Here is an 11,050-nt window from a genome sequence, read left to right on the forward strand (position 1 = left end):
CTTGTGGCAGCTCTTGCAGCTGCCCTGGATCTGGCGGTGCAGTCGGTCGGTCGGCGCGTTGTGGCAACTGTCGCAGCGGTCGAGCACGGCAGCAGCCAGCAGCCTGTGCTCGAAGTGCGCCGGCTTCCAGGTCTTGTCGCCGTGGCACTGGCTGCACTCCGCCTTCAGGTCGCGGTGGATCGTGTCCTTCGGCGCGGCGTGGCATGTCGAGCACTGTTCCTTCACCGTCACCTTCAGCAGCGCGTGCGAGAAGGGCTTGCGGCTGCGCTTGGTGAGCTTCGGTCCCTGGTGGTCGCTGTGGCAGGCCATGCAGTCCTGCTCGATCAGCTCCTGGTGGAACGAGACCTTGACGGTGCGGGTGGGGATCGGCACCCCCTTGGTCGTCTTCAGGCCGACATCGGCCACGGCATGGCACTCGGTGCAGCGCGTCGTCGCGGCGCCGCGCCAGGCGGCGTGGCAGGCGAAGCAGTCGGTGGCGAGTTCCTCGTGTCCCTTCACCAGCGGGCCGGGGCTGATCATCAGGTGCGGATAGGCGAAGACCAGCGCGACCAGCACCACCAGGTTCAGCGCGACGACGATCCACAGGATGGGCGGCCGCTTCTTCACCGCCAGCCCCAGAACAGGAAGATCGCCACGATGTGCGCCGTGGCCAGCACGGCGAAGGCCAGCGTGATCGGGAAGTGCACCACGCGCCACTGCTTGACGGCATCGAAGGTCAGGCTGTCCCAGTAGAGCTGGTCTTCGAGGTCGGCTTCGGGCAGGCCGCGGGCACGCATGCGCTGGCGCGCTTCTTCCATCCGCCGCCGGGAGCGGTCGAGCAGGAACTTGCCGGTCAGGCCGCTGCCGACGTTGATCAGCATCGCCCACACCGCCAGCCAGCCGAGGATGGCGTTGAAGTGCACGCCGGCGTGCACCAGCACCAGCAGCGAGCCCAGCCAGGCCAGCAACTCGTGCCAGCGCAGCAGCTTCGCGGGATGGCCGCTGCGGATCAGCTTGCGCTTGCGCAGCGAGTAGGCGGTGGAGCCGATGATCAGCAGCGTGCCCGGGATGCCGAGCCAGCGGCCGACCCACAGCAGGTCCAGCCAGTGCAGCAGGCCGTCGAGCGCGAGGGCGAGCACGGCCAGCAGGGCAAAGCTCGCGACGAACGGGAGCACCTCGCGCTGGAACAGTCGGGCCTTCAGCGGCATCAGGCCTCCAGCACCAGCGAGCTGGCCGGCCGGCCGACACACAGCAGGCAATGGCCGGCCGCGACGTCGTGGTCGGGCGTGTGCTCGTATTGCACCGAGCCTTCGAGCAGGCGCGTCTCGCAGCTGCCGCAGCCGCCCGAGCGGCAGCCCGATTCGACCTCGATGCCGTGGCGCTCGGCGAAGTCGAGCAGCGAGGCGTCCTGGCCTTCCCACGCCAGCGTGCGGCCGGAACGCTGGAACTTCACCTCCACGCCGACGGCCACCGCCGCGGCGGGTTCGGATGCGCCCGGCAACTTCACCGACGCCGGCCCGAACGCCTCGTAGTGGATGTCGGCGACGGGCACGCCCCACTCGGCCAGCGCGGGCACCAGGGTCTGCATCATGGCCGGCGGACCGCAGACGTAGAACTGGTGCCTTCCGTGCGGCAGCGTCCGGCGCAGCAGTTCCACGTCCACGTGTCCCGCGTGCTGGTAGTCCTGCCCCGGCACATCGGCCGCCAGCGGTCGGCTGTAGACGACGTGCAGCCGCAACGCCAGGTGCGAGGCCGCCATCTCTTGCAGCGCCGACTTGAAGGCATGCTCGTCGCTGTTGCGCAGGCCGTAGTAGAGGTGCACCAGCCGCTGCGGCTGGTTCGCGATGCACCAGCCCAGCATGCTCATCATCGGCGTGATGCCGATGCCGCCGCCAACCAGCACCACGGGCACGGACGGATCGGGATCGAGGAAGAAATGCCCCGACGGCGCCTTCACGCGCAGCACGTCACCGGCCCGCACATGGTCGTGGAAGTGGTTCGACGACAGTCCCGGAAGGAACTCCGGGTGATCGGCCGGCGCCGGCACTCGCTTGATGGTCACCCGGTATTGCGCCGGGTCGGGCCGATCCGACAGCGAATAGCAGCGCGTGATGGCACGCCGTGTCGACGCTCCCTCGGCCGAACTCGCGGCCACATCCAGCGAGAACGTCAGGAACTGGCCGGGTCGGAAGGCTGGCAGCGGCTGGCCATCGACGGGCTCAAGGTAGAACGAGCACTGAGTTCGTGCGGCGTCCTCGAAGCTGCGCCTTGCGACGCGGAACTCCCGCCATCCCTCCCAGGCGAGTTGCGGTCTGGGCACGCTCGGGGCGGACTGGACCGATATCACCGGCGCCGCCGCACGCCGGCGTCGCACCACCACGCCGATGCCCACGGTCAATTGCAGCAGCAGCGCCGCGACGATCCAGCCGAGCAGTTCAATGGCGCTCATCGCGGCTCCGCCGCTCCACGCCAGGTCAACGCCATGCGGCCGATCATGATGCGATTGTGGGAGCCGACCCTCCCTGTGCGCTTGAGTGGCATCAAGCGCAACGGCTGCGCTCAGGTCATGTGTGCGGCGGGCGCATCGGCATCGAGCGGGGGCTCGCCGGGATGACGCCCCAGGCTCAACGGCATCGACAGGAATGCGATGAGCACCACGGGCACCAGCGTCATGGCCACCGTGCCGGCCAGGCGGGCGAGGAAGTCGCGAAGATCGGCGTTCATGTCAGGCTCCTTCGGGTTCATGCGCCGTGTCGGCGTGACCGGAGCATGGGCTCTCGCGCTGAAGGAATTCTGAGCAGAGGCACCGAGGTCAGCCCCTGCGGGCCGCCTCGATGGCCGCAACGTCGATCTTCTCCATCGACATCATCGCCTCGAAGGCTCGCCGGGCCTCGTCACCACCGGCGGCCAGTGCCTCCGTCAGCACTCGCGGCGTGATCTGCCACGACAGGCCCCAACGGTCCTTGCACCAGCCGCAGGCGCTGGGCGTGCCACCGATGCCGACGATGGCGTTCCAGTAGCGGTCGGTCTCTGCCTGGTCTTCGGTGGCGATCTGGAAGGAGAAGGCCTCCGTGTGCCGGAACGCCGGGCCGCCGTTCAGGCCGAGGCAGGGAATTCCGGCCACGGTGAACTCCACGGTGAGCACGTCACCGGCCTTGCCGGACGGGTAGTCGGCAGGGGCGCGGTGCACCGCCGTCACGCGGCTGTCGGGGAAGGTGGCGGCGTAGAAGCTCGCCGCTGCTTCGGCGTCGTGGTCGAACCACAGGCAGATCGTGTTCTTGGGCATGGTCGGTCCTCATGGGTTGGCGTGGAACGCCGCCGCAGGAAAGGCGGCGCCTCGCGGGCCGCCTCCTGCAGCCGCCCGCCTGCCTCGACGTTCGGGCACCGCGGTTTTCGACAGGCCCCGAGCGACCCGCCTCAATCGTTGGCGAAGCTGTACGGCCCGCCCCGCTCCAACGCGCGGCGGTAAGCCGGCCGCGCGTGGATGCGCGCGAGCCAGTCCATCAGCTTCGGCCGGCTCGCGTCCAGCCCGGCACGTTGCGCGGCGGCCTCGAGCGGAAAGCTCATCTGCACGTCGGCCGCGCTGAACTCGGCGCCGGCGAACCACGGTCGCTGGGCGAGCTCGGCCTCCATGAAGTCGAGCTGCCGCTCGATGTTGGGCATCACGAAGCTCTTGAGCACCTGGGCCGAGATGCCACGCGCCACCGGCTTGACGAAGAACGGCATCGGCGCGCTGGCCACCTTGTCGAACACCAGCTTCATCAGCAGCGGCGGCATCGCCGAGCCTTCGGCGAAATGCAGCCAGTAGCGGTACTGCAGGAACTCCGGCGTGCCGGGCGCTGGGCGCAGCTTGCCGCCTTCGCGGTCGACGAGGTATTCGACGATGGCGCCCGACTCGGCCACCGCCGCCTTGCCGTCGGTGATGACGGGCGACTTGCCCAGCGGATGCACCGCGCGCAGCTCCGGCGGCGCCAGCATGGTCTGCTTGTCGCGCTGGTAGTGCTGGATCTCGTAGGGCAGCGCGAGCTCCTCGAGCAGCCAGAGCACGCGCTGCGAGCGCGAATCGTTGAGGTGGTGGACGGTGATGGTCATGGGCGGCGATTCTGCCCGTGGCCGCCCGTGGATGGGCTCAGATGGACATGCGCTCGCGCACGCCCTCCTGCTCCATCGCGGCGCCGCGCCCGCGCTGCACGATCTCGCCGCGCTCCATCAGCAGGTACTGGTCGGCCAGTTCGGCGGCGAAGTCGTAGTACTGCTCCACCAGCACGATGGCCATGGTCTTGCGGTCGGCCAGCATGCGGATCACGCGGCCGATGTCCTTGATGATGCTCGGCTGGATGCCCTCGGTGGGCTCGTCGAGGATCAGCAGCTTCGGCCCGGCCGCCAGCGCGCGCGCGATGGCCAGCTGCTGCTGCTGGCCGCCGGAAAGGTCGCCGCCGCGGCGGTGCAGGAACTGCTTGAGGATGGGGAACAGGTCGAACAGTTCGGCCGGGATCGGCGTGCCGCCGGGGCGCGTGGCCAGGCCCATGCGCAGGTTCTCCTCCACCGTCAGGCGGCCGAAGATCTCACGGCCCTGCGGCACGTAGCCCACACCCTTGCGCACCCGCTCGAAGGGGCTGTCGCGGGTGATGTCGCGGCCGTCGAGCTGGATGCTGCCGGTCTTCACCGGCACCACGCCCATCAGCGACTTCAGCAGCGTGGTCTTGCCCACGCCGTTGCGGCCGAGCACGACGGTCACTTCGCCCAGCGCCGCCTCAAAGCTCACGCCGCGCAGGATGTGCGAGCCGCCGTAGTACTGGTTGATGCCGTCGACCTTGAGCATGGTGGTTCCAGTCATCGGCCGAGGTACACCTCGACCACCTTGTCGTTGGCCTGCACATCCTTCAGCGAGCCCTCGGCGAGCACGCTGCCCTCGTGCAGCACGGTCACCTTCTTGTTCGCCTTGCCCTGCGTCAGCTCGCCGATGAACTTCATGTCGTGCTCCACCACCACCAGCGAATGGCTGCCTTCGAGCGAGAGGAAGAGCTCGGCGGTGCGCTCGGTCTCCTCGTCGGTCATGCCGGCCACCGGCTCGTCGAGCAACAGCAGCTTCGGGTCCTGCATCAGCAGCATGCCGATCTCCAGCCACTGCTTCTGGCCGTGGCTGAGCAGCCCGGCGGTGCGCTGCGCGCTGTCCTTCAGGTGGATCAGCGTCAGCACCTCGCCGATGCGGTCGAGCTGCGCGCCGGTCAGGCGGAAGAACATCGAGGCGCGCACGCCGTGGTCGGTCTTGAGCGCGAGTTCGAGGTTCTCGAACACCGAAAGATGCTCGAACACGGTGGGCTTCTGGAACTTGCGGCCGATGCCGATGGTGGCGATCTGGTTCTCGCGCAGGCGCAGCAGGTCGATGGTCGAGCCGAAGAAGGCCTTGCCGGCATCGGGCCGTGTCTTGCCGGTGATGACGTCCATCATCGTCGTCTTGCCGGCGCCGTTCGGCCCGATGATGCAGCGCAGTTCGCCGGCGCTGATCGACAGGCTCAGCGCGTTGAGCGCCTTGAAGCCGTCGAAGCTCACCGTGATGTCGTCGAGGTAGAGGATGGCGCCGTGCGCCGTGTCCACCTCGCCGGGCGTGACCAGGCGGCCGTAGCTGGCACCTCCCGAGACGGCCTTGCTGGCGACGATCTTCTCGTGCTCCTCGCGGATCTTCGCGCCCGCCTTCATGAGTTCCGGGGTCACGAGCGGGCCTCCTTCTTCGCGCGCCGGAACAGCCCGACGATGCCCTGCGGCAGGAAGAGCGTCACCGCGATGAACATCGCCCCTAGCACGTAGAGCCAGAACTCGGGGAAGTACTGCGTGAAGACGCTCTTGCCGCCGTTGACCACGAAGGCGCCGACGATCGGGCCGATCAGCGTGCCGCGCCCGCCTACCGCCGCCCAGATCGCCATCTCGATCGAGGCGGCCGGGCTCATCTCGCTCGGGTTGATGATGCCCACCTGCGGCACGTACAGCGCGCCCGCGATGCCGCACATCACCGCCGAGATCACCCAGATGGCGAGCTTGTAGCGGATCGGGTCGTAGCCGGTGAACATCACCCGGCTCTCGGCGTCGCGGATCGCCATCAGCACGCGGCCGAACTTGCTGGCCACCAGCCAGCGCGCGAAGAGATAGAAGCCGATCAGCACCAGCCCGGTGATCACGAACAGCGCCATGCGCGTGGTGGGCGTGGCGATCGGGATGTCGAGGATGCGCTTGAAGTCGGTGAAGCCGTTGTTGCCACCGAAGCCGGTCTCGTTGCGGAAGAACAGCAGCATCGCCGCGTACGTCATCGCCTGCGTGATGATCGAGAAGTACACGCCCTTGATGCGCGAGCGGAAGGCGAAGTAGCCGAACACGAAGGCCAGCAGGCCCGGCACCAGCACCACCATCGCCATCTGGAAGACGAAGCTGTCGCTGAAGGCCCAGTGCCAGGGGAACTCCTTCCAGTTGAGGAAGACCATGAAGTCGGGCATGTCGGACTGGTACTGCCCGTCGCGGCCGATCTGGCGCATCAGGTACATGCCCATCGCGTAGCCGCCGAGCGCGAAGAACAGGCCGTGGCCGAGCGAGAGGATGCCGGTGTAGCCCCAGATCAGGTCCATCGCCAGCGCGCAGATGGCGTAGCACATGATCTTGCCGACCAGCGCCACCGCGAAGTCGCTCATGTGGAACACGCTGCCCTCGGGCACCACCAGGTTGAGCACCGGCGCGAGCACGACGACGGCCATCAGCGCAGCCACGATGGCGAACCACGAGCGCAATCCAAGCAGCATCCGTGGAACCGGCTCCGCCGGGCCGCTGGATGCGCCCCCCTGGGGGGGGACGCCGAAGGCGTTCACGGGGGGGGTCAAGTTTCCCGCGCTCATGCTTCTGCGCTCCGGCCCTTCATGGCAAAGATGCCCTGCGGACGCTTCTGGATGAAGATGACGATGAAGACCAGCACCATGATCTTGGCCAGCACCGCGCCGGCCCAGCCCTCGAGCAGTTTGTTGAGCACGCCCAGGCCGAGCGCCGCGTAAACCGTGCCGGCGAGCTGGCCCACGCCGCCGAGCACGACGACGAGAAAGCTGTCGACGATGTAGCTCTGGCCGAGGTCGGGCCCCACGTTGCCGACCTGCGAGAGCGCGCAGCCGCCCAGCCCGGCGATGCCGGAACCGAGTGCGAAGGCATAGGTGTCGACGCGTGCGGTGTTGACACCCACGCATGCGGCCATGCGGCGGTTCTGCGTCACGCCGCGCACGAACAGGCCGAGCCGCGTGCGCGCGATCAGCAGCGCCACGGCGAGCAGCACCAGCGCGGCGAAGGCGATGATGGCGATGCGGTTGAAGGGCAGCGTGAGGTTGCTCATCAGGCTGACGCCGCCCGACAGCCAGGCCGGGTTTTCCACCGGCACGTTCTGCGCGCCGAACAGCGAACGCACGCCCTGCATCAGCACCAGGCTGATGCCCCAGGTGGCCAGCAGCGTCTCCAGCGGCCGGCCGTAGAGCCAGCGGATCACGCTGCGCTCCATCGCCGCGCCGACCAGCGCCGAGGCGAGGAAGGCCGCGGGGATGGCCACGAGGATGTAGTAGTCGAACATCCCGGGCAGGTGGCTGCGGAAGACGTTCTGCACCACGTAGGTGGCATAGGCGCCGATCATCAGCAGCTCGCCATGGGCCATGTTGATCACGCCCATCAGGCCGTAGGTGATGGCCAGGCCGAGCGCCGCCAGCAGCAGGATCGAGCCGAGGCTGATGCCGGTGAACACCACGCCGGCCCGCTCGCCCCAGGCCAGGCGCGAGCGCACGTCGTCGAGTGCGCGCGTCAGCGCGGCGCGCACCTGCGGGTCGGTCTCGGCGTCGGGCGCCAGGCGCTCCTGCAGCAGGCTCGCCACCGCGCTCTGCCGGCTGCCGGCGAGTTCGGCCACGGCGGCCAGGCGCTTGTCCTTGTCGGGCGAGGCCACCAGGATGGTGGCGCGCATGCGCTCGAGCGATTCCTTCAGCGAGGCATCGCTCTCGGCCGCCAGCGCCTTGTCGAGCAGGGGAAGCTGCGACTCGTCGAGCGACTGCTTGAGCAGTTCGGCCACCGATTCGCGTCGCGTCTGCAGGTCCGGCGAGAGCAGTTGCAGTGCGGCCAGCGCCGCCTGCAACGCCCCCCGCATGCGGTTGTTGTTGACCACGTCTTCGGCGTCTGCCGGCAATGTCGCCGCAACGCCCGTGGCGGCCTCCACCGCGGTGTCGCCCTGCACGACGAACACGCGATCCCCGGCGACCTTCACCGAGTCGTCGAGCAGCGCCTGCACGAACGGCCCGAGCCCTTCGGCCCCCGCCGCCGCAGCCTGGTTCAGCGCCGCGATGCGTTCGTCGCTGTCGCCGATGGCGATGCCGCGCGCCTGTTCGGGCGTGAGGGCCAGCGCAGCCAGCGGGCTGCACAGCAACAGACAAAGAAGAACCAGGCGATGAATCATGAGCAAGGGAAGTCGAAGCAAGGGGCGGGCAGGTCGAAGACCGCCCGCCCAGCGAGCGGACGCCGCGGATCCGGCTTCGCCGGTCCGCTGGCGTCGCCCCCCTGGGGGGGAGCGCCGTCAGGCGCTACGGGGGGGAGTCACTTCTTTTCCGGAACGTTCTTCTTGCCCTTGTTCTCCGCGATGTAGTCGCTCCACGGGTCGGCCACGACCGGGCCCTTGGTCTTCCACACCACGTTGAACTGGCCGTCGGCCTTGATCTCGCCGATGAACACCGGCTTGTGCAGGTGGTGGTTCTCCTTGTCCATGGTGGACATGAAGCCGCCCGGCGCCGGGAAGGTCTGGCCGGCCATCGCGGCGATCACCTTGTCGGTGTCGGTGCTCTTGGCCTTCTCGACCGCCTGCTTCCACATGTGGATGCCGATGTAGGTGGCCTCCATCGGGTCGTTGGTCAGCGGCTTGTCCTTGTGGCCGGGGATGCCCTTGGCCTTGGCGTAGTCGCTCCACTTCTTGACGAATGCGGTGTTGGCCGGGCTCTTGATGCTCATGAAGTAGTTCCAGGCGGCCAGGTGGCCCACCAGCGGCTTGGTGTCGACGCCGCGCAGCTCTTCCTCACCCACCGAGAAGGCCACCACCGGCACGTCGGTCGCCTTCAGGCCCTGGTTGCCGAGTTCCTTGTAGAAGGGCACGTTGGAGTCGCCGTTGATGGTCGACACCACCGCGGTCTTCTTGCCCTCGGAGGAGAACTTCTTGATCTTGGCGATGATGCTCTGGTAGTCGGAGTGGCCGAAGGGCGTGTACTCCTCCATGATGTCCGACTCGGGGATGCCCTTGGCCTTCAGGAAGGCGCGCAGGATCTTGTTGGTGGTGCGCGGGTAGACGTAGTCGGTGCCCAGCAGCACGAAGCGCTTGGCCGAGCCGCCGTCCTTGCTCATCAGGTACTCGACGGCGGGGATGGCCTGCTGGTTCGGCGCGGCGCCGGTGTAGAACACGTTCTTGCTGAGCTCTTCGCCCTCGTACTGCACCGGGTAGAACAGCAGCGAGTTCTTCTCCTCGAAGACCGGCAGCACCGACTTGCGGCTCACGCTGGTCCAGCAGCCGAACACCACCGCCACCTTGTCCTGGTCGATCAGCTGCTTGGCCTTCTCGGCGAACAGCGGCCAGTTGGAGGCGGGGTCGACCACCACCGGCTCGAGCTTCTTGCCCATCACGCCGCCCTTGGCGTTGATCTCGTCGATCGTCATCAGGGCGATGTCCTTCAGCACGGTCTCGGAGATCGCCATCGTGCCCGACAGCGAGTGCAGGATGCCGACCTTGATGGTGTCGGCGGCCTGGGCGATGGTGGCAAAGCCCATCGTGCAGGCGGCAGCGGCCAGCGCGGTGAGCGACTTCGTGGCGAAGCGGCGGGTGATCTTCATGGGTGGGTCTCTCCTGGCGGGTTGATCCGGGGTCCTTCCCGGCTGAGCGCAGGTTAGGTGCGGTGCAGCAAACGCCCAATACGCAAGGTGGCGTAGGCCACGCCTATCCGCTCGATTGAAAGCATCAATTGAATCCACCCTCAAGATTGGGGGCAGCTCACCGAAATCGGCACGGTCGAAACTGCATATGCTAAAAATGAACCTCTATCAGATGACTGTGCGAAGCCGCCTGGCGATCGGTTTCGGTGCTCTGCTGTCCGTGCTCGTCATCGTCACGGCGATGGCCGTGGTCAAGGTGCAGTCGATCAAGGCCGCCCTGCTGGCCAACAGCTCCGAACACTCGCTGATCCAGCGCTATGCGATCAATTTCCGCGGTTCCGCGCACGACCGTTCCATCGCGGTGCGCGACGTGGCGCTGAGCAAGAGCGCCGAGGAGCGCGCACGGGAACTGGCGGCGATCGAGAAGCTCGCGAAGTTCTACGCCGACTCCGCCGGCCCGCTGGAGAAGCTGCTCGACACCTCGGCGGACACCGGCGACCTCAAGCCCTTGTACGGCGCCATCAAGGACATCGAGGCGAAGGCCGTGGCCTCGACGAACGCCGTGATCGCCAAAGTGGCCGCCGGCGACGCCGACGGCGCGCACCAGATCCTGTGGCGCGAGGCCAAGCCGCAGTACGAACAGTGGCTGGCCGCGATCAACAAGCTGATCGACTACGAAGAGGCCAAGCTGCAGTCCAAGAACAAGGTCGCGCTCGACGAGGCACAAGGCTTCCTGGCGGTGATGCTGGGCCTGCTCGCCGCCTCGCTCGCCGGCGGCGCCTGGCTGGCGTGGATGATCGGCCGCAGCATCCTGGTGCAGCTCGGCGCCGAGCCGCTGGCGCTGGGTGACGTGGCGCGCCGCGTGGCGCAGGGCGACCTCAGCCCGGTGCCCGGCGCACACGCCGCGCCGCCGGGCAGCGTGCTGGCCTCGCTGGCGGCCATGCAGGCGAGCCTGGCCGAGGTGGTGGGCCGCGTGCGCGAAGCCTCCGATGCGATCGCCAGCGGCTCGGCCGAGATCGCCAACGGCAGTGCCGACCTGTCGACGCGCACCGAGCAGCAGGCCTCCAGCCTTCAGCAGACGGCGGCCTCGATGGAGCAGATGAATGCCAGCGTGAAGAGCAACGCCGATGCCGCGCGCCAGGCCACGCAGCTGGCC

Annotated in this window: 12 protein-coding genes; 1 reads left to right on the forward strand and 11 read right to left on the reverse strand. The window is 68.0% G+C overall.

The features are described from left to right. From AB7U92_RS12860 to urtA, 11 genes are all read right to left on the reverse strand, one after another. Window positions 1-606: cytochrome c3 family protein (locus tag AB7U92_RS12860; protein ID WP_428577222.1), on the reverse strand; the 606-nt coding region annotated here is incomplete at its 3' end. After that, complete coding sequence (locus AB7U92_RS12865; RefSeq protein WP_428577225.1) at window positions 603-1,187, reverse strand: hypothetical protein; 585 nt, start codon at window positions 1,185-1,187, stop codon at window positions 603-605. The genes AB7U92_RS12865 and AB7U92_RS12860, both read right to left, overlap by 4 nt. Next, a complete protein-coding gene (locus tag AB7U92_RS12870; RefSeq protein WP_428577227.1) occupies window positions 1,187-2,428 on the reverse strand; it encodes a 2Fe-2S iron-sulfur cluster-binding protein in 1,242 nt (413 codons plus the stop codon). The genes AB7U92_RS12865 and AB7U92_RS12870 overlap by 1 nt, the downstream gene beginning before the upstream one ends. 110 nt (window positions 2,429-2,538) lie before the next feature. Beyond that, window positions 2,539-2,703: a hypothetical protein gene (locus AB7U92_RS12875; RefSeq protein ID WP_428577230.1), complete on the reverse strand. Its 165-nt coding sequence runs from the start codon at window positions 2,701-2,703 to the stop codon at window positions 2,539-2,541. A gap of 88 nt (window positions 2,704-2,791) precedes the next feature. Then, the gene (locus AB7U92_RS12880; protein ID WP_428577233.1) at window positions 2,792-3,265 is read right to left on the reverse strand and encodes a VOC family protein; all 474 of its coding nucleotides are present in this window, start codon (window positions 3,263-3,265) and stop codon (window positions 2,792-2,794) included. A 131-nt stretch (window positions 3,266-3,396) separates the two neighbouring features. Then, complete coding sequence (locus tag AB7U92_RS12885; RefSeq protein ID WP_428577236.1) at window positions 3,397-4,071, reverse strand: glutathione S-transferase; 675 nt, start codon at window positions 4,069-4,071, stop codon at window positions 3,397-3,399. Window positions 4,072-4,108: 37 nt separating this feature from the next. Next, window positions 4,109-4,801, reverse strand: coding sequence for an urea ABC transporter ATP-binding subunit UrtE (gene urtE / locus AB7U92_RS12890; RefSeq protein WP_428577253.1), 693 nt, complete (start codon window positions 4,799-4,801; stop codon window positions 4,109-4,111). An 11-nt stretch (window positions 4,802-4,812) separates the two neighbouring features. Next, window positions 4,813-5,694 carry an urea ABC transporter ATP-binding protein UrtD gene (gene urtD / locus AB7U92_RS12895; protein ID WP_428577239.1) on the reverse strand — a complete coding sequence of 294 codons (882 nt, stop codon included), beginning with the start codon at window positions 5,692-5,694 and terminating at the stop codon, window positions 4,813-4,815. Next, window positions 5,691-6,767: an urea ABC transporter permease subunit UrtC gene (gene urtC / locus AB7U92_RS12900; protein ID WP_428577242.1), complete on the reverse strand. Its 1,077-nt coding sequence runs from the start codon at window positions 6,765-6,767 to the stop codon at window positions 5,691-5,693. Before urtC ends, urtD begins: the two co-directional genes overlap by 4 nt. Window positions 6,768-6,856: 89 nt before the next feature. Further along, window positions 6,857-8,440 (reverse strand): urea ABC transporter permease subunit UrtB, encoded by a 1,584-nt coding sequence (gene urtB, locus AB7U92_RS12905; RefSeq protein WP_428577244.1) that lies wholly within the window; start codon window positions 8,438-8,440, stop codon window positions 6,857-6,859. 137 nt (window positions 8,441-8,577) lie between these two features. Continuing rightward, window positions 8,578-9,855 carry an urea ABC transporter substrate-binding protein gene (gene urtA, locus AB7U92_RS12910; protein ID WP_428577247.1) on the reverse strand — a complete coding sequence of 426 codons (1,278 nt, stop codon included), beginning with the start codon at window positions 9,853-9,855 and terminating at the stop codon, window positions 8,578-8,580. 211 nt (window positions 9,856-10,066) lie between these two features. Here urtA and AB7U92_RS12915 point away from each other — a divergent pair. Beyond that, a partial coding sequence (locus AB7U92_RS12915) for a methyl-accepting chemotaxis protein (protein WP_428577250.1) occupies window positions 10,067-11,050 on the forward strand: 984 nt, incomplete at its 3' end.

The organism is Piscinibacter sp. (assembly GCF_050175855.1).
GTDB lineage: Bacteria > Pseudomonadota > Gammaproteobacteria > Burkholderiales > Burkholderiaceae_C > Piscinibacter.

What these genes read in the sequence shown, in the direction of transcription:
- AB7U92_RS12865 (WP_428577225.1), bottom strand. Translation starts at nt 1,187, where the DNA reads ATGCCGCTGAAGGCCCGACTGTTCCAGCGCGAGGTGCTCCCGTTCGTC.
- AB7U92_RS12870 (WP_428577227.1), bottom strand. Translation starts at nt 2,428, where the DNA reads ATGAGCGCCATTGAACTGCTCGGCTGGATCGTCGCGGCGCTGCTGCTG.
- AB7U92_RS12875 (WP_428577230.1), bottom strand. Translation starts at nt 2,703, where the DNA reads ATGAACGCCGATCTTCGCGACTTCCTCGCCCGCCTGGCCGGCACGGTG.
- AB7U92_RS12880 (WP_428577233.1), bottom strand. Translation starts at nt 3,265, where the DNA reads ATGCCCAAGAACACGATCTGCCTGTGGTTCGACCACGACGCCGAAGCA.
- AB7U92_RS12885 (WP_428577236.1), bottom strand. Translation starts at nt 4,071, where the DNA reads ATGACCATCACCGTCCACCACCTCAACGATTCGCGCTCGCAGCGCGTG.
- urtE (WP_428577253.1), bottom strand. Translation starts at nt 4,801, where the DNA reads ATGCTCAAGGTCGACGGCATCAACCAGTACTACGGCGGCTCGCACATC.
- urtC (WP_428577242.1), bottom strand. Translation starts at nt 6,767, where the DNA reads ATGCTGCTTGGATTGCGCTCGTGGTTCGCCATCGTGGCTGCGCTGATG.
- urtB (WP_428577244.1), bottom strand. Translation starts at nt 8,440, where the DNA reads ATGATTCATCGCCTGGTTCTTCTTTGTCTGTTGCTGTGCAGCCCGCTG.
- urtA (WP_428577247.1), bottom strand. Translation starts at nt 9,855, where the DNA reads ATGAAGATCACCCGCCGCTTCGCCACGAAGTCGCTCACCGCGCTGGCC.